Annotated in this window: 17 protein-coding genes; 13 read left to right on the top strand and 4 right to left on the bottom strand. The window is 36.3% G+C overall.

Annotated features, from left to right (window positions below; all coding sequences use genetic code 11):
* The first annotated feature begins 99 nt into the window (after nucleotides 1-99).
* Complete coding sequence (gene mobQ, locus FQ087_RS21865; RefSeq protein ID WP_149582727.1) at nucleotides 100-2,289, top strand: MobQ family relaxase; 2,190 nt, start codon at nucleotides 100-102, stop codon at nucleotides 2,287-2,289.
* 289 nt (nucleotides 2,290-2,578) lie between these two features.
* On the opposite strand, the gene FQ087_RS21860 is transcribed toward mobQ, so the two are convergent.
* Complete coding sequence (locus FQ087_RS21860) at nucleotides 2,579-3,043, bottom strand: DinB family protein (protein ID WP_149582726.1); 465 nt, start codon at nucleotides 3,041-3,043, stop codon at nucleotides 2,579-2,581.
* Nucleotides 3,044-3,125: 82 nt separating this feature from the next.
* Between FQ087_RS21860 and FQ087_RS21855 the strand changes: the two genes are divergently transcribed.
* The 9 genes from FQ087_RS21855 (at nucleotide 3,126) to FQ087_RS21815 (ending at nucleotide 13,071) form a co-directional block, all read left to right on the top strand.
* Entirely contained in the window at nucleotides 3,126-4,892 is a 1,767-nt protein-coding gene (locus tag FQ087_RS21855; protein WP_149582725.1) for a M3 family metallopeptidase, read from the top strand.
* Between the two features lie 238 nt (nucleotides 4,893-5,130).
* Nucleotides 5,131-6,234 (top strand): HesA/MoeB/ThiF family protein, encoded by a 1,104-nt coding sequence (locus FQ087_RS21850; RefSeq protein WP_149582724.1) that lies wholly within the window; start codon nucleotides 5,131-5,133, stop codon nucleotides 6,232-6,234.
* Nucleotides 6,234-6,995, top strand: a complete 762-nt coding sequence (locus FQ087_RS21845; protein WP_149582723.1) for an ABC transporter ATP-binding protein — start codon at nucleotides 6,234-6,236, stop codon at nucleotides 6,993-6,995. Before FQ087_RS21850 ends, FQ087_RS21845 begins: the two co-directional genes overlap by 1 nt.
* Nucleotides 6,976-7,740 carry an ABC transporter permease gene (locus FQ087_RS21840; RefSeq protein WP_149582722.1) on the top strand — a complete coding sequence of 255 codons (765 nt, stop codon included), beginning with the start codon at nucleotides 6,976-6,978 and terminating at the stop codon, nucleotides 7,738-7,740. Before FQ087_RS21845 ends, FQ087_RS21840 begins: the two co-directional genes overlap by 20 nt.
* A 603-nt stretch (nucleotides 7,741-8,343) precedes the next feature.
* On the top strand, nucleotides 8,344-8,898 hold the full coding sequence (locus FQ087_RS21835) for a hypothetical protein (protein ID WP_149582721.1): 555 nt from the start codon (nucleotides 8,344-8,346) through the stop codon (nucleotides 8,896-8,898).
* Between the two features lie 634 nt (nucleotides 8,899-9,532).
* Complete coding sequence (locus tag FQ087_RS21830; protein ID WP_255452504.1) at nucleotides 9,533-10,075, top strand: collagen-like protein; 543 nt, start codon at nucleotides 9,533-9,535, stop codon at nucleotides 10,073-10,075.
* Nucleotides 10,076-10,504: 429 nt separating this feature from the next.
* Nucleotides 10,505-10,720 (top strand): hypothetical protein, encoded by a 216-nt coding sequence (locus FQ087_RS21825; RefSeq protein ID WP_149582720.1) that lies wholly within the window; start codon nucleotides 10,505-10,507, stop codon nucleotides 10,718-10,720.
* 576 nt (nucleotides 10,721-11,296) lie between these two features.
* Nucleotides 11,297-12,250 carry a phage integrase N-terminal domain-containing protein gene (locus FQ087_RS21820; protein WP_188006863.1) on the top strand — a complete coding sequence of 318 codons (954 nt, stop codon included), beginning with the start codon at nucleotides 11,297-11,299 and terminating at the stop codon, nucleotides 12,248-12,250.
* Nucleotides 12,251-12,372: 122 nt separating this feature from the next.
* The gene (locus FQ087_RS21815) at nucleotides 12,373-13,071 is read left to right on the top strand and encodes a MerR family transcriptional regulator (protein ID WP_149582718.1); all 699 of its coding nucleotides are present in this window, start codon (nucleotides 12,373-12,375) and stop codon (nucleotides 13,069-13,071) included.
* A 799-nt stretch (nucleotides 13,072-13,870) separates the two neighbouring features.
* On the opposite strand, the gene FQ087_RS21810 is transcribed toward FQ087_RS21815, so the two are convergent.
* Both FQ087_RS21810 and FQ087_RS21805 read right to left on the bottom strand, forming a co-directional pair.
* Nucleotides 13,871-14,188, bottom strand: a complete 318-nt coding sequence (locus tag FQ087_RS21810; protein ID WP_149582717.1) for a hypothetical protein — start codon at nucleotides 14,186-14,188, stop codon at nucleotides 13,871-13,873.
* Nucleotides 14,189-14,192: 4 nt separating this feature from the next.
* On the bottom strand, nucleotides 14,193-15,194 hold the full coding sequence (locus tag FQ087_RS21805) for a replication initiation protein (protein WP_149582716.1): 1,002 nt from the start codon (nucleotides 15,192-15,194) through the stop codon (nucleotides 14,193-14,195).
* 863 nt (nucleotides 15,195-16,057) lie between these two features.
* Here FQ087_RS21805 and FQ087_RS21800 point away from each other — a divergent pair.
* Both FQ087_RS21800 and FQ087_RS21795 read left to right on the top strand, forming a co-directional pair.
* Nucleotides 16,058-16,360 (top strand): YunC family protein, encoded by a 303-nt coding sequence (locus tag FQ087_RS21800; protein ID WP_149582715.1) that lies wholly within the window; start codon nucleotides 16,058-16,060, stop codon nucleotides 16,358-16,360.
* A gap of 815 nt (nucleotides 16,361-17,175) precedes the next feature.
* A complete protein-coding gene (locus FQ087_RS21795) occupies nucleotides 17,176-17,439 on the top strand; it encodes a hypothetical protein (RefSeq protein WP_149582714.1) in 264 nt (87 codons plus the stop codon).
* Nucleotides 17,440-17,795: 356 nt separating this feature from the next.
* Here the strand turns inward: FQ087_RS21795 and FQ087_RS21790 are convergent, their stop codons facing one another.
* On the bottom strand, nucleotides 17,796-17,996 hold the full coding sequence (locus FQ087_RS21790; protein ID WP_149582713.1) for a hypothetical protein: 201 nt from the start codon (nucleotides 17,994-17,996) through the stop codon (nucleotides 17,796-17,798).
* Between the two features lie 193 nt (nucleotides 17,997-18,189).
* Between FQ087_RS21790 and FQ087_RS21785 the strand changes: the two genes are divergently transcribed.
* The coding region (locus FQ087_RS21785; RefSeq protein ID WP_149582712.1) for a recombinase family protein at nucleotides 18,190-18,610 on the top strand (421 nt) is incomplete at its 3' end.

Genomic DNA, 18,610 nt, shown 5'->3' with positions numbered 1-18,610 from the left:
GTTTCCAAAATTCAAAGTGTGTCATCTACGATTCCACATTTTTGTTTTGTCAATTTGGATTCGCGTAGCGGGGTATATCATAATGAGGGGGTGAGAATCATGGCAATCTATCATTTTTCAGCGCAAGTTCTTTCAAGAGGAAAAGGTCAATCCGCAGTTGCTGCTGCTGCTTATCGCTCGGGTGATAAATTGCAAGACGAACGTACTGGAGAAGAAAAATTTTATCGCAGAGAAGTAACTCCAGATTCCATGATTCTTGCTCCTTCCAATTCTCCTGAATGGATGAAGGATCGTGAACGTCTTTGGAATGCAGTTGAAAAAGCCGAGAATAGAAAAGACTCTCAGCTTGCTCGTGAAATAAATATTGCATTGCCCGTTGAATTATCGAATGGACAACAGAAAGAATTGATTCGTGATTTTGTACAAAAAGAATTTGTAGATAAAGGCATGATTGCAGACATCTGTATCCACCGTGATGACTCGAATAATCCTCATGCACATGTCATGTTAACGACAAGAGAAATTATGAGCGATGGATTCGGCAAAAAAAATCGTGACTGGAACAACAAAGAGTTATTAAACCAATGGCGTGAAGAGTGGTCGAACCATGCAAATAAGAGTTTGGAAAGAGAGGGCGTGCAAGAACGGATTTCCCATCTTTCTCATGAAGCCCGTGGTCTTGAACAACTTCCGACAGTCCACCTTGGCCATGTAGCTAACGAAATGGAAAAGCGTGGTGTAGAGACTCCACAAGGCGATATTAACCGTGATCGTCAGGAATATAATAGTTTGGTCGTTGATTTACAAAAATATCGTGAAGAAAAACAGGCTATTGAAGCAGAAAGAGCCCGTCAGTTTGAACAAGGAAGTAAGGTTAAATCTGTTCCTGAACACTCTTCATCAGAGGAATTGGTCGATAAGTTTATAGCAAAATTTTTAACAGGTAAGAAAGAAGAAGTAGTGCAGCAAAGCAATGTTGAAACAGAACAAGTCCGTCAGCCTGAACAAGTAACTGAAGTTAAACCGAAACAGCCTTCAACACAGTTATCACAAGAAGAATTCATCGAAAGACTTAGAAGAGAATTTGAAGAAAATGCGAGAAAAGAAAAAGAGCAGCAAAGAAAAGTTGAACAGAAAAAACAACGCTTCAATACTCCTGCAGAACATGACGATTTACAAATTGCTCGCACGTATTTAAAAGCAGATCCTTCTCTGCCGAAAATTGCAGAGAGACGACAACAAATTGATAAATCGTCAGAACGATTAAGCAATGGAAAACAGTTTCTTCTTTGGAAAAGTCAAACGATAAATGAAGCTGCCTCTCAATATAAATCGATTGCACACAACCAAGGCAGGATTCAAGAACAACTGCAAAAAATTGAACAAATCAACTGGTTAAACCCGTTGAAATTCAAAGACAATCGCACAATAAAAGAACATGCCGAAGGGGTTATTTCTGATTGTCTCAACCAAATTAACGGGCTTGAAGAAAAACTAAATTACCATCGTGAAAAGCTTGGATTCGAAACTGAAATTGAATTTAAACAGGTTCAGGCCAAATCTGAAACAGAGCGCCCAGGACTAATTGAAACAAATCGAAGTCAGCGTCAACAGATTGCTCGTGAAATTGATGCCCTTAGTAATGCCGAGAATGCCCTTAAAAACGGTTTTGTCCGTCAAGTGGCATTTAACTACCCCGAACGATCTGAAATGCAGTATATGAGCTATGAAACAGCTCACAAGTTGAATGAAGTTAATAAAAAGAACGGAAAAATTGTTCCTGTCGAAGCGACTGAAAAGTTTGTGACCAATAAACATCAAGAGATCAAGCAACTTAAAGATAAAGTTTCTTACACAGAACAATACAGTTCACGTTTACATCGTGCTGAAAACTATCTGAAGGATTATGAAAAATATCGTGACATTGTTGAAAACTACAAAAATAAAAATTCATTTTCAAAAATGTTTGTTTCAAAATCAACCAAAAACGAGTATGAAAAGGCTGTTATTGCCCGAGATAGCTACGAGAATTACATGAAACGAGAAGGTATTACTGGAAGAACTGATTTTGAAAAGCAGAGCAAAACTTATGAGGATATGCAAGTTCGAATTCCTGAATTTAATGGGCTAATTAAAACCGCACTAAATGGTTTGGGTATTTTAGACGCAATTGTTAAAGGGATTGAACAGGCAGGAAGAGAACAGGAAAGATCAACTAGACAGCAGCAGCTCCAGCGTGGCAAAGGGAAAGGTAAAAAACGAGAAAACAGATGGGATATGGAACGCTAAAAAGAATCATGAACAGCCACTACCGGTTAGGTAGTGGCTGTTTTTCTATAATTTAGGTCGTTCAGCGATCGAATTCCTTCTTAACTTTCAACCCTTACTATGACTAGCTTCAAGCTTTCCAGCATGGGATGGGGACCTAAAATTTGTCATACATTTTAACTATCACCGTTACAGGATTAGCAAACACTTTGAGTTGAATTATAGTACGCACCCACATCAAATTAAGTTATGTATGGTACAAGCTTTGGCTAAACGATCGATATCAAAGTAATTTGTAATTTAAAAATGTTTAATCCCAAATATCCGGACGTTCGACTCCTACGGTCCTTAATGATTGTAAAGTTTGACCGCTATGGATGGATTCATGATATGCAATCCTTAGCAACATATCTCCGAGTGTTCTTACATATCCAACATCTGTTCTATCGATTTTAATATTTATAAAATCATCAATTGAATAAGAGTTAATAGTGTTAAAAAAGTCTTTTCTATACTTTCCAGAAAATTCTATTTCCTCTTCGATAGATAAGAATGGTTTTAAGTTATATGGAGAATCGTTTTTTAAATCATTTTCTAACAAAATTTGGTGATAATCGTATTCACTTTCTAATACATGTCTTATAACTTGTTTAAAAGACATTGCATCTTTATCAGGCTTCCAATCAAGAAGGTTTATTGGAATACCCATCCATATTTTGAGACTTCTTCTTCTAACTTCCTCTAAATTCAGAATAATTAGCTGTTTGGAATCCATTGTTAATTCCTCCTGTATAATTGAATTGTAATAATATTATAACACTGAGTGGCAATTACTAATATAACTTAGGGGTGTTCAAATGAAAGTTAGAGAAGAGATATCAGATTCGTTTAAGCTAAACATATCGCTTATTTTTAAATGTGTTGAAGATTGGGAAAAGGAATATAAATCAATTCAGGACTTATTAATCGAATATAGGAGTATTGGAAAAGATGAATCTATTTCTTCTAGTTCCTTGCTGAGACTTATAAAATTTAAAGAACTAATTGAAAAAAGATTCGAAAAACTATATGGGTATAGTTTAATATTACTTGATATTGAAAAAACCAACAAAAAGGCCTTACTCCTTATGGAAAAGTCAGAACAGCTGTATGAAGAAGTTCTAGATTCTTTAGTAAATATCGAGAAAGCTCTTAGTACTATATCATTAGAAGAGTTTAGTAATTTATCTAAAGGGCTTCCAGAATTAGAATTGTATGAGAACTATTTTCTAAATCTAGCGAGTAATAAAGACCTTTTAGAAAGCTATAACGGAATTCTTTTAGATGCTTTCCAAGCTCCTGAAAAAAATTATACACTTTTAAATAACGACTTTACCTTTAAGGATATTAAAGATAGTGAGGGGAATATTATATCGGTGGGGTTGGATAATTATTTTAATTACTTGATGAATAACGATAGGGGTGTTAGAAAAGCATCTTTTGATTCCTTAATGGAGACATATATTCAATATGGTAATACCATCACCAATCTATTAATGAGTGATATAAAAAATAAACATTATTTAGCAAATAAGCATAACAAAAACTCATATTTAGAATTAGTATTAGAACAAGATGGAATCAATCTGGAAATTTTCAATAATTTAATTAGTAATATACGGAATAATGTTTCTTCTTTACACGAATTCATGAAATACAAAAAAACAGAATTAGGGGTAAATAATATTGGCTGGTTCGATATGTTTTTTTCTACGTCCCAAAAGACTGATGTAAATTATTCATTTAAGGAAGCTTGTGATATTGCCAGAGAATCATTCAAGTATTTTGGTAAATCATATCAAATTATTTTCGATATGATACTGGAAGAAAAATGGATAGATGTGTTGCCAAATAGAGGGAAGGAAAGAGGGGCTTACACATTTAATATCTACGAAAGAAACCCTTTTGTATTGATGAATTTCACAGGTCAAACTGATGATGTATTTAATCTTGTTCATGAGGTTGGACATGCTATTCAACATTTTTATACAAATAAAAAACAACCCTACACATATTCTCAGTTTTCGGATATCTTAGGAGAGTTCTTTGCGTTATTAAATGAAAATTTATTGTTTGAATACCTTGATAACATGGCTACTACCAAAACAGAGGAAAAATATTTTCTAAATAACTGGTTAGAAAGATTTAGGGGATTTGTATTTCGTCAATCAATGTATTCTGATTTTGAAGTAAAGCTTCATTCAATAATAGAAAACGGAGAAGTAATGATTCCGGAAGATATCAGTGAAATATATATGCATCTATTATCAGAATACTACGGTACTAGCTTAAAGGTTGATAAAAACTTGAAATACGAGTGGTTAAAGAATCCAAATTTCTTCGATTCCTTTTACTCTTATAGATATGTAATGGGTTTTTTACTTTCTGTAACCGTTGCCCAAAAAATCATAGATGGAAAAATACCGGTTGAGAATATCTTGAAGGGGATGGAGGCTGGATCCAGTCAGTCTTTTACATCCGTGATGAAAATTTTGGAGATAGATTTATTCTCTAGTCAATATATATTAGACGCCATTGAGATATTTAATAGGAAATTTAAAAGGTTAAACGAATTATGTAAATAGAAACAGTTATTTGTCTAAAAATATAAAATTACTAGACAATTCGGAACGTAACATGGTAGTATATTCCTTGTAAGCTAAATAGTGATAAATAAGGAGGTACTTTCATTATGAAAATTCGTAAACTTTCTAACAAACAAGTAAGTAAGACAGCTGTAGAACCTCGCTAATCAAAATTAACGGTGACCTTGAGAAATTCTTAAGGTCACCGTTAGTCATTTCTAAGACAAAGGAGAAAAAAATGAAATATCCTAAAATTAAAGAAATACATGGAATTTTGTATTTAAATAATAGAATTAGAATCGGTAGCGGCTTTGGATATGCTATGGAAATAGATGACCCGGAAAACAAGTATGCTTCATTAATCGAATTATTAAATGGTGAGAATTCTATCGATGATATTCTTAAAAAGCTTAATAACGAAAACTTGACTGCTGAAGAAATTATCGAAGGGATTAATTCTCTTAATAGTGAGGGTTATCTGGAAGATGCATCAACTGAGCCACCAGCTATATTATCAAAAGAAGAACTTGAACGTTATAAAGTAAACATTAACTTTTTTAATACGCTAAGTAAGGAAAGCGAATCTAAGTATGATTATCAAGTAAAGTTAAAGAATAGCCATGTTGTTATTTTTGGCATGGGGGGAATAGGATCCAATATATGTATGGCGTTAATAGAGTTAGGGATTGGAAAAATAACTGCGGTTGACTTTGATACAGTTGAATTGAGTAATTTAAATCGCCAACTTTTATACTCAACTTCTAGTGTAGGGAAGTTGAAAACTGATGAAGCTAGAAAGCGGATAAATGACTTTAATCCTGAAATCGATTTCAAAGCCATTAATAAAAAAATAAGCTCTTCGGATGAGGTTAAAAAAATCCTTGATGAAAATCCTTGTGATGTTGTGGTGAATGTGGCTGACTTCCCTTCTGGATATATTGATTTTTGGGTAAATGAAGCCTGTGTCAATAAAAATATTCCAATATTTGCGGGAGTAGTACAAAAAAGATTTGGAAGAGTTTATTCTGTTTTACCAGGTGAAACTGCCTGTTATAATTGCCAGTACATTCAAGAGACAAATACAGCTCCAGGGATACTTGAAGAGTTTAATGCTATGCAAAAAAATATGTATAGAACACCTAATGGAGCACTAGGTCCAACTTGTTTATTCCATGGTTATTTTATCTCTTATGAAATAATGAGGTATCTACTTAATATAGATAAAATATTAACTTATAATAAACTATTTGAAATAGATTTTTTAACTTTTGAAAGTCGTTATTATGATATTGAAAAAAATGCGAACTGTGATGTTTGTAACAAAGTAAAGGTGAAACTTTAATGAAGCCAGTGTTGCAAGCTGTTAACTTGAAAAAATGTTACGGCGACTTCCAGGCTGTTAAAGGAATTAATTTCAGTTTATATAAAGACGAATGTTTAGCCATTCTTGGAACAAACGGGGCTGGAAAGACTTCCACTATGAAAATGATCTATTCTGCTAGCCCAATAAGTGGAGGTTCAATTCAGATAGATAACTTAGATGTAAAGAGTAATTCAAGAGACACCAAAAGAATTATAGGTATTGTATCCCAAGAGGACTTATTAGATCTGTCGTTAACTGTTATCGAAAATCTTATTGCACATGCAATTTGTTTTGATATTCCTAAGAAGAAAGCAAAAATTAAAGCTGAAGAACTCCTAGAATTTGTGGGATTATCAAACTACTTAAATAAACCCATTGCTAATCTATCTGGAGGTATGAAACGAAGAGTTGTTCTAGCGCGTTCCTTGATAAACGACCCGAAAATTATTATTCTTGATGAGCCCACTACGGGATTAGATATCCAGTCCAGACAAATTATTTGGAAAAAGTTATTGCAACTTAAATCGAATGGGATTTCCATTCTTTTAACTTCACACCATATGGACGAAGTAGAAAAGCTGGCTGATCGAATAGTAATTATTCATCAGGGAGAGATTGTTGCTGAAGGGACCTCAAAGGATCTTATCGAAAAATATAATTTTTCGTCTCTTGAAGAAACATTCTTGTTTTTAACTGGTCACGATGAGGAGGCAGAAAAAATTGTACAAGCTCTCTCCTAAATCGATATGGTATGTAATTATAAGAAATTATATGAGTTTTCGTAGGTTGTTTAAAATTTCGATATTTCCCAATCTAGTAGATCCTATTTTATTTTTGCTAGCGATGGGTATTGGATTAGGAAGTTACATAGGGGAAATTAATGGTGTTTCATATTTAATTTTTGTTACTGCCGGCTTAATTGCAGCTACAGGAATGATGGCTTCGACAGCCGAAGTGACTATAAATGCATTTATTCAGATGAGAGTGGAAAAGACGTATTCTGCGGTCACAATGACACCTGTAAATTTACAGGATGTAGTGATTGGTCAAGTTATATGGGCATCATGTAGAAGCTTAATCTATGGTGGAATGTTTTTGGTTATTGCGGCATTTTTCGGGGTTGTCCAATCTTGGACAGTAATATTCGTGCCATTTGTTCTTCTGTTATCTGGTTTTGTGTTTGGTTTAATGGGTATGATTTTTACATCCCTAGCACCTAATAGAGATTACTTAAACTATTATAGTGTTTTGTTCATAAGGCCGATGTATATGTTTTCAGATATATTTTTCCCAGTTAAAAATATGCCAGAGATAGTTCAAGTTTTTGCGTGGTTTTCTCCTTTATATCATGCTGTAAACTTATGTAGAGGTTTATTATTAGGTAACTTTGAGGGATTAATAATGAATTTCTCATGGTTATTAATACTTGGTATTATTCTATTTTATATTCCAGTGATTATTACTCAAAAGAAGTTGGCCTATTAGATTAATTATTCACTCACGATTATAGATCTATAATGTAATCGTATCAAGCACCTAGAATCAAACTAAATAATAAGTAATTCAATTATTGAGAAATGAATATTGCGTTGTTGCTTTTGTAGCGATCGGGGAGTCATGTCTTTTGGTGAAGTTTGTCTCTCTCAATTGCAATTATTCTTATGTGAGGATGCTCTTAAGCATCCTTTTTTTGATTTCAATTAATAACCATAGCAATGTTTACTAACTTTTTCTGTAGCTATACAACTCTAAATTATAGGTATTTAAAACACGGGGAATGAAGCACCGTCCGTTTCCGTATCGTTGGTTAAGACCGATGAAACCAGGAGTTTGGACGAAATGCAACACTACTTAGAACAATAGGACGACCTTCTCGTCATCGAAGAAAATTGTTCGATGAAAGTTAGCAGTTAGGGATTGAAAAGCTTGTTATTGAACACTAGATACACTTAAACAGTCATTTTAAACATGTACATAATTTATGAAGTCGATTGTATTTATTTTTTGGGGGTAAATTTTGAAGGTGAAACCTCTTTCATCTGGAATAATAACTACAAGCTAAAACGATGAAACGAGGGTGAATAGTCGATGAAAATTGATGAGATAACGACATTAAAAAGCATTCTTAAAGCATTAAAAGACAGTAATATTTCGGATGTAGCTAAGCAAATCGATGGCATTAGCAAGGATCCTCTTGCGAGCGCATTGAATGCAGCAGGCTATAAATACAGTAGTGCCACCCCCAGGGGGTGGGCTTTCATTAGCGACGGCGATGAACCACTCGATAAAAGCATTTTTGACTTTGTGAAACCCAAATCATCGGCCAAGAAGCCTCATTCACAACCGATTCCCGAGCTAGTCACAACGGATTCACCTGCTATTCATGGGCAGTTCACCGATGACGAAATGCAGGCTATCAAAGAGATGTTAAAATCATGGCAAGAATCAGCTCCAGCAATCAAAATGGAGCCAACGTTGCACGAGCGTATTAAACAGCTTCCACAAGAAGAGAAAACGCGAAAGACCATTGTGATTGATCAGAGTATCGGGGAGCGCTTCGATGTATTTTGTGAAGGAGAACGTCTCAATAAATCGGATATTTTACATTTAGCATTGGCTGATTTTATGGATAAATTCGAATAAAAACGCGTGATCTGTTAGAACACCTCCCCCGCTCTGACTTTGGAGGGAGGGTTTTTCGTCTGCTTATCGTCTAGGTAAACCTGCATAATTATCCATTTAGACAAGCCTGGCGTTTGCCAGAAAGCCCGTTAACTCAACGATGTATATTTCCATGCATAACGAACACCAAGTACGACAGGGGATAAACTGAGGGTTTATAAGGGGTCATAGGGTACCGTCAACTTCCGAGAACTGGTGTTATGTCTACTAACCGTGCATGCAGTATCCGAACTAGAACTAGAATTAGAGCAGCAGATCTATTTTGTGCACTCAAAAAACTTCCCAATCTAACACAATAGAAATATGTTCGATTTGCGAAAAGCCTAGCTTTTGTTTTAAATCTGGTCCTAAATTTTGTTTTACATGTTTCATGAAGAATCTCCTTTTGATAGTGTAGGGAACTGATTTAGTCGTCGTTTCCTTATCTACATCGGGATTTTTTTTTTTGTTTATTCTAGTGTTTGATTTCAATTTACTAGAATATTTTAATTTTATTTATGCCTATGTAACGCACCCTCTCTATAATTCTTTAAAGCACAAACAGATCTGATTTTCAAGACATATTCTAGAGTGGATGATAAAGGAGGTGATTAATATGTCATGTAACGAAAAAGGATGTAAAAAGTGCAGTAAGATTTATGCGCTTCCCGTACCGCCAAAGCAGCAATGCATTTGTCCTCCTGGACCACAAGGGCAACCAGGAACACCTGGTGGTATATTGGCCTATGCAGATTTTTATGCATTGATGCCTGGTGATAATAGTGCAACTGTTGCTGTTGGTGCAGACGTGGATTTCCCGAGTAATGGACCTACTAGTGGAACAAATATTGTAAGGGCTGGTATCGATTCATTTACCTTGTCTGCAATTGGCACCTATCAGGTCTTGTTTCAGGTAAGTGTCACCGAACCAGGGCAATTGATTTTAACTCTCAATAATACAGATCTAGCCTATACGGTGGTTGGACGAGCAACCGGTACTTCTCAGATAGTTGGAATGGCACTTGTGGAAACGACGGTCGCCAATTCAATACTTACTGTACGAAATCCTACTGGTAATTCCACAGCTTTAACCATCACACCTCTTGCTGGGGGAACAAGGTCAGTTTCAGCACACCTTGTAATCACGCAACTCCAATAGATTAGAAAATAGAATGAGCTAGTCTGTTTATTAATTTGGATGCAAAAATAAAGCTAACTTGTCTCTTGTTAAACTAACGAGTGCTTTAGTGATTATTAAGCTGCCTTTCATGGCAGCTATTTCTTATTGAGTAATGGAGGTAACTACTTCCGTGAACGAGTGTTATGTCAACCTATTCAACAAAATATTTGAAAACTCTAAAAGAAACTGATAGACTAACAGCATATAAACTTACTTTAACTTTTAACACCGAACCCATGCGGGATCGGTGATGACTAATGAAGGTCTTTGGACCGATTGAGACACAGTTCTTTTTTTACTGTGATTAAAAATCGGACCAGAGGCCTTTTTTGCGTTCAATTCGTGGCGAGTTATCAAATATCGCAAGACGGAGTATCATACAAAAATCATAAAAATGGAGTACTCAATATGGGTACAAAACTCAAAAAGGAGAGAGAAAATATGTTAGCTAAACTATCGGTAAATGAGCAAAATTTATTCGAACAGGTGTACAAACGGCATGTAAATCCAATGGGTTCAGAAGAACGGAAAAAGTATGGACGAGAGGAAATTACAAAAGTTGAAAAGGATGTTCCCAACAAGTGTCTAACCGTTTATTTCGCAAATAGCGAGTGGTTTAGATAGTACGTAGATGGAACGTGGGGTTGAACAAAAAGAGCGAAATGGAATAACTTCGCTTTCAAATAAGGCAATCAGCAAATATTGGCTGCCTTGCGACTTTGTCGCAAACAGGATGGACGTTGATGCGCGTATATGCATTCGTAATGCAGGCTGACGAATAGAGCCGATCGCTACGCTTGGAGCGGTTAATAAATGCCGGCAGGAAGTGAACGAGGTCGAAGACCTGAGCGATATGCTTGCCCGAGGGCAATTCACTGGAACGTGGCGAAGCCAACCCGTTAGGGGATGTTCCATTCAATACTCACATACACAATTGGATACGAGGTACTGCTTTCTCTTTGTCCGCTATTTGGCGTTAGCCAAATGAGCACGCCACAGATTTTGAACGAAGTGATAAAAATCTGAAGTGCAATTCGGGCAAAGAGAAAGCTGTACCAAAAAGCCGAAAATACACCCGCTAATACCGTTATCTCTGGGTTTGTATTTTAGTTTTAACCTTCGGTATTTGAGGAAGTCCTGAGGACGCTCGAAAATGCCAACGGGTGAACTATGCACTTTTTTGAAAATGGAGTTGGAAAAATGATAAAAGGAAAGTCACCGATCATGACACAGATGGAGAAAATTTATCGACATACAAGAGCAAACTCCTTCGGTACTCGTGCTAGATACGAAAGCAGCTGTCGGAATTTCGTCGGGTTTTTAGACGAGAAATTCAAGATGAAAAACTTGCGTAATTTACAAGATAAACATGTAGTGGCCTATATCCAGCAACGGCAAACGGAAGGAATTGCACCGAAAACGCTCAAAAACGACCTTGGTGCAATTCGCTACATGCATGACATGATTTCGAACGTCAAACATGAACTTTCCGATAATAAAGGACTGAAAGATACATTTTCCATCCTATTAGAGAAAACACCAGCGGTAAAAGGAGATAGAGCATGGACAGAGCATGAATATAACGATATGCAGAAGTTCGTACGAGAAAGGGCTGAAGACGATGGGAGGGGCACTGAAACAGCAGCTGATGTGCGGGACGTGATGCAGTTGGCAAGAACAATGGGGTTGAGGGTGACCGAAGCTGTCGCAATGAGTAGGTCGCAAGTAGAACAAGCATTGAGATCTGGGGTTTATCAGGTGAAAAACGAAGCGAAAAACGGGAAATGGCGACAAGTTCCGTTATCTGCTCAAGGTCGACAAGTGATGGAAAGTAGGAATAAGAACGTTCCAAGAGGCGATCGGATGTTTATTCGTCCTGGTGAGAAAACGCATGCAGCAGTGAATCGAGTGGAAAAGTTCCTGCAAAATAATCGTCTACAATTCGAAACAGTCGAAGGTAAAGAAAGTCGTATGTATCAAGGGGTATCTAATGCTTTAACTTTTCATGGGCTACGTTACAATTACGTCCAGAATCGGGTCCGGCAAGAAATGGAGAAAGGCTATTCCAAGTTGCAAGCTGCAGCAATCGTCACAAAAGAGGTTGGCCATGAACGAATAGATGTCATCGATGTGTATTTAGGAGGGAAAAGTTGATATTGATTTCGAATAAAAAAACGTTCAGCAATTCAATCACTATGTCCCGAATAGATCTCATAGTGCTTTTTCATTGCAGGGGAAAGCCTTTGTGATGTTGAATATGTCATAGAGGTGATGATATGACCAACGTTATCGAGACCAACATGAAAACCGGTGAAATAGCTAGTAGACTGGGTTTAGAGACCGTTACGATACGTAAGTATTGTCTTGAATTAGAGAAGCGTGGATTCATCTTTCAGCGTAACGATGGGAAGAACAGAGATTTCACAAGCGAGGACTTAAATGCACTTTCCCAGATGAAACACTTGATTGAAGTTGCCAAGATGAGTCGAGATGCGGCTGCCAACGTTGTGGTTGCCGGTCACAGGACTTCTAATGGTACGGGTAATGAACCACCGTCCGTTTCCGTATCGTTGGTTAGAACCGATGAAATCAGGGTTTTGGACGAAATACAACGCTACTCAGAGCAACAGGACGACCTTATCCGTAACGTTCAAAACGTCAATGATGTAGTAATTTCGATGAAAGAAATGATGGCAGGATTTCAACAGCAGCTGGCCACAGTAACCAAAGAGAATCATGCCTTGAAAGAAGCAAGTAGAAGCCAGTACACCACCGATTTTTTGACTGTACATAGGCTTAAAATTAACCTTAGGGAAGAAGCAGAAGCTTTGTGGCAACTGGAGCCAGAAGAAAAACGGCTTATAAAACGATGGTTCCGTAAATCAGAAGAAAATCACATGGAGAAAGACCGATTTATCCGCGATTTTGTTGAAGTAAACCTTGAAGTAGCCTTAAAAATCGAAGAAAATGACTAAAAAATCGACTGAAATGGCACAAAGAGTGTTTAAGGTCGGTTTTTTTGTGTTTTATTTTAGCCCCTGAAGGAAACCCAGTGCGTAGGTTTTCACAGAAAAAATCGCTACGTATAAATCAAGTACTCCCTTTCAACTCTTGTATTTCTCGTCCGAATTTCTAAAGCAGATAGTACACAATGGATTAACCGTTTCGGTAATGTGAAAACATGTCCCGATCAAAATTAGAATTAAAAGATTGACTCAAAAGAAACATGATTTAGATTTATAAATACGAATTTCCATTCGAAAAAGGTAGGTACAGAACTGTTCCTAAACACGAAAAAACAAAGGCACACTAGCGTGCCTAATACAAAAAACTCGCCCCCACCAAAACACTAGGCTTCGCCTAGTCCCACGATGAAATTGGGGACAGTTTTCCCTTATGCTCTTTCTAACTATTCCTAGACATTCTGATTTTTTTAGCTCTATCTTTAATGTATTTCTTGTCTTCTCCTTCTTTCAATCTCATTTGAAAGAAGGTATTATTTCTCGCCATATTTTCTACTCCTTTTGTCATTACTTTCGAACGAAGCGACAACAGATTTCACTCAAGTTTTAAAACAAACCGTTGAAGAAATTTTAAAAAGAGCAACCGCTGCAGTTGCTCTTTTTTTCTAGTAACATATTTTTAACCTTTACCCTTTTTTATTGGACTGTTACTTTTTTAAATATCTAACATCAATCTTCTTAGCGTTGATGTTGTAACTTCTAAATTTGATAGACGAGAATCTAATACTGTTTCTAGAAAACACTCTTTTAATCAAAACAATAATAGATCTCTTTTTTTAGATTCGTCATATAACCACTTTATAAAATCATCGCCGTCCTTCGGAAAACGATAGCTGCACCCTTCGAATTTATAAATTTCTTGCCTTTGTTCTTCTGTATGGTCGTCATTGCTTTGTATAACTTCATAAGCCCAGTAGTGAAGAAAACGGTGAGTAATTCCCATTTTCATTTTGATTTCGATAAGTTGGCTATAATACGCAACAAATTGAACCAGTGGCCAAAACGTTTCATCAACATTTAAAGTGGGTTTGTCGGTTTGATCCTTTAGGCTAATGATGGTCGATTGCATGTTATCACACTCTTTCTTCTAACCAATTATAGAAGGGTACAGATTTTTTAACAGCTGGCTTTTTATCATTTTCCAACATCATTTCAATCCATCTAAGATTATCTTTCGCCCGTGGAATATATTCACTTGCTTCTTTTGAAGTAACTTGCTCCCCTTTGCCTTTTCGCATCTCCTCTGTTTCTATAACTAGCTTTTTCGCTTTCTCTTTATTATCTTCATTTTGCATTTGATGAACAGCGTCCCATAGCGCAAACACTTCGTCAATCAGTCTTTTTAATTCCTCTGATTGATTATCTGTTGCTAACGGAACTGTTTTACCTGTTGACCAATGTATTTCAAATCCGACAATAGCCCGACCTTTTTTCTTTTCTTTGTACCAAACTTCAAGTTCGGTGTACTTGTTTAATTCCTCAATAGCAACATCTAATACAGTTTCCTTGAATCGACCTGTATTAGACTGATATGTTTTTCTGTTTTCAACGCCGAACAAACGCAGGAGAGCCTCTTTTGAAACGGGTAAATAGTAAGCCCCATAACGAGCCTTTAAATATTCATATAACGTCCAACTAAAGCTACTCTTGAATTGTGATGTAATCGTTAAATCAGTTGTTACATAATGATCCTTTAACTCCAAAATATGAGGAATCATATCGTCAGTCCATTTAAAACGAAATTCACCCTTATCGTATTTAATTGACTGAAACACATTCCAATACTCAAAATAATCATTTTCTAAATCCTCAATACTAAACTTTAAATTCAATAATCGTTGTGCATCTATCTTGGCATCCTTGGTTAAATAACGTTTAAGTTCAAACTTCCTTTCGAAATCGGCTTTTATGAACCCCGTGTGTCCGTCCTGTTGCGTTGAAAAAATAGCGAAAGCAAATAATTGCATTTGATTTAAAGTTAAGCCCTGACTCAACTTCGCCATTGAAAAGTCATTACTCTTTTTAATGCCATTTTCATAAGAGACCAATTGTTTTTTATCGTTTTCCCTAGCCAATTAATTCACCCATTCCCCATTATCCTTTTTCTCTCCCTCTACTGTACTTTACTTATTATTAAAGTTCAATAAAAGGAGAGAAAAAGTTCAATGAAGGGAGAGAAAAAGTTCAATAAAAGGAGAGAAAAAGTTCAATGAAGGGAGAGAAAAAGTTCAATAAAACTCTGTAACCCTTGTGCCTCTAAGGTTCGTTAGTCTGTTAAAGGTTACTAAGTCTATTAAGTCTTTAAATTAAGATCATTATATAGCTTTCGCTAATTATCATTCATTTTTCTTTTCTATCAAAATCAGCACGAATAACGTTACTACAAATACAAAAGGTCATTACTAGAAAAAAAGAATAAGACAAATCGATAAACGGACTTGTCTTATTCTTTGAATCTATCAAATATAGTCACAGGAGCGCACAGGAGACCCGTATGTCCATTTTAAGAGGAAAATCGAATGTATCTATTAATCTGATATTAGAACGCCTTCTAGGCGTCTTTAAAACGTTTTTATAATATAGCTGATTGAAAGTGCTTTTTTTGTTCATTTCACCATGGAGCTTTGTATATTTATTCATTTTGACAGTCCTGGCGTTCACCAGAAAGCTCGTTAACTCAACGATGTATATTCCCCATGCATGAAAAAGAGTCGAGACGGGAGGGGAAGAACTGAGGGCTTGTAAGGGGTTGTCTGTTCGAATCAACTGCCGAGAATTGGTGTTATGTCTACCTGTTGTGTAGGGAGCATACAAGCCCGTGCAGCGATCACGAATCTGATAAACCCTCGTTTCTTTTCGGATTTCATTCTGCAAAGCCCCTTAAACACGGCTTTCCTTCTACTAACATAAATTAAAAGGAAAGGAGGGAATTCAAAAAATGATAGATTTGAAGGCCATTGATATCGAAGGTCATATATTTTTTAGTGCATTATTTGAGTTGCCAAAAACAACCTTGATTTATGTAGGGAATAATAAAGGATATATCATGTGTAGTACTCTTGATATTGGGCAACTGAATGAAAAATTGGAAGACAGTAACGTGATTGCTGGCATAGCCGTTGAAGTTAAGACAGTTGACCAACTACTTGAGGCTTCTTTAGAAGCTATCACCTATGAAGCTGAGGAACTTGGAATCAAAAAAGGTATGATTGGTAGAGAAGCACTTTTGAAAATGGTATAAGACATGACGTCCTATATTCTTCAGTTGATAAATTCCACCGCACTGAAAAAAATGTTTTCGTTCTTTCTTTTCTTGCACCTAACATAGAAAACATCAAGGATAATAGGGGGTAAACTGAGGATTCGTAAGGGGTGAGGAGACACTGTTAACTGCCGAAAAGTGGCGTTATGTCAACCGGTTGTGTATAGAGGATACAAACCCGCTCGGCGATCCATTTTGTTTCGGATGTTGGGGGAACAGTAGAGTCATAAAATGAAGGAAGAAATAACAGCCCTTTGTTTTTTCATCATCCGGAAAAAAATATACTACCGTCGCAATAGTAGAAACTACCAATACAACTAAAAAAATAGTTAAGGATATTATTTTTAAAGCACCGTCCATTACTACATCTCCTTTAGATATTAGTATATCCAAATTGGAGAAAATTAGATAAAAAAAAGCATCAAATATTTTCACACTATTGATGGGCAACAGATTGGCTTTATTAACGCTGAATATACCGAAACCACCCTATAGCTTATAGTTGGCCAAAAGTGTTTGTACGTTATTGAATAGTAATTTACAAAAAATAGCCCCTTACTTGTTCAATGCGAACTGGTAGGTGTCTTCTTTTTTATGAAGTTTTTTCCGTTTCAGGTAATCAAATGATTACATAATATTTTATCCCATAAATTACAGCTTTATTTACAAGCATTTACTTGCTACATTATCCATTGTGATCAAATGATTACACCAGTAATTATATTGACTATAAAGCAGTTCACTTGCAAACTGGTTTATGCCATTCATTCAGCATTGGAAAGGGTTTTATACCTATGGACATAAGAGAAATGGACGTTGAACTATTGCAGTACACTGTTTGTAATTACGGATTGGAATCTGCAAAATCTTTGATGGTGTTTAATAAGTGGAAACGCCGTGAAGTCTTTGATTATATTTCTAACAAGTTGTTTGAGGGTAAACACTTTGAAATTGATCAAGAAACGGATAGTGCCATATTGTTGAAGGGCTCTGGTGTTATCCTCATGCTGATGAAAACATCTATTGTAGATAGGGCTCTTACAAAATATCTGCACTAAATGATTTGTAACTTTGCAAACCGTAGGTACGTACTTGGCCGAGAGTAGCTGGGGATCAGGACTTCCGTGAACTGGTGTTATGTCTACTAAGGTGCATCCAGCATACATACTTAAAAAGGTCTATTTCTCTTACAAGAAATAGACCTTTCTTACTTTAATGATCTTCAACTAACTCGCGTGGTGCCATTGCCTTGACCTAGTGCTATAACGTGGTGGTGACAGGTGGAACGGGCTGTATGGATAGCCCACCATATGTAGAGGTGTAGCTGTATCTAGCCCTTGTAATGGCGTGTTTGTCGGTACTGTATCCCCTGTACCCATAAAGAAAGTGTCTCTATTAAGAAACCTATGTATTATCATTTCATCGTTGATCCTCGTTCATACAGATGAATTAATGAAATCCCTTTTTTTGCAGCCACTTGTTCAATTAGAGAGATTTCATGGTACATGGCATTAGACAAAATCCCGTTTTCTATGTTCTTGTTTATATGGTAATAAAACCCTGATAGCATTGCAATTGGTAATCTATCGTATAAAGAAAGTCCTTCTTTCTCCATAAGCAACACCCGTCCTTTTGAACTACTATACAGATTATTGAAATTAATGCAAGATTGGGATATTGGTAATGTATTACGCGTGCCATAACTTTTAAGTATTGACACCGTTTTCAGGATCCAGTAATATCAAGGTATCAATCAGTGTCGTAACTAGGGGTCATAAACGGACCCGAAAAAAAAGGGGCAAATACATATGAAATATGGTTATGGACGTGTAAGTACAGCGTCACAAGATTTAGAGTTACAATTGCAAACATTGGAAAGTGAAGGTTGTGACAAAATTTATTCCGAGAAATTCACTGGAACTAAGGCTGATCGTCCTCAATTTGTAGAGTTACTTTCATTGCTGAAAAAAGGTGATACATTGGTAGTTACAAAACTAGACCGTTTCGCAAGATCGGCAGAGGATGGGGTAAATCTAATCAAAGAATTGCTTTCAAAAGGAATCAAGGTTCACATATTAAATATGGGACTTGTAGAAGATACTTCAATGGGCAGATTAATTTTAAGAATGTTATCAGCCATTGCGGAATTTGACAGGGATATGATCGTTGAACGATTAGCAGAGGGGAAAGCCATTGCGAAGCAGAATCCTGATTTCCGTGAAGGTAGAC

The organism is Sporosarcina sp. ANT_H38 (assembly GCF_008369195.1).
In the GTDB taxonomy this organism is placed as follows: Bacteria; Bacillota; Bacilli; order Bacillales_A; family Planococcaceae; genus Sporosarcina.
This window is presented reverse-complemented; position numbering and strand designations above follow the sequence as displayed.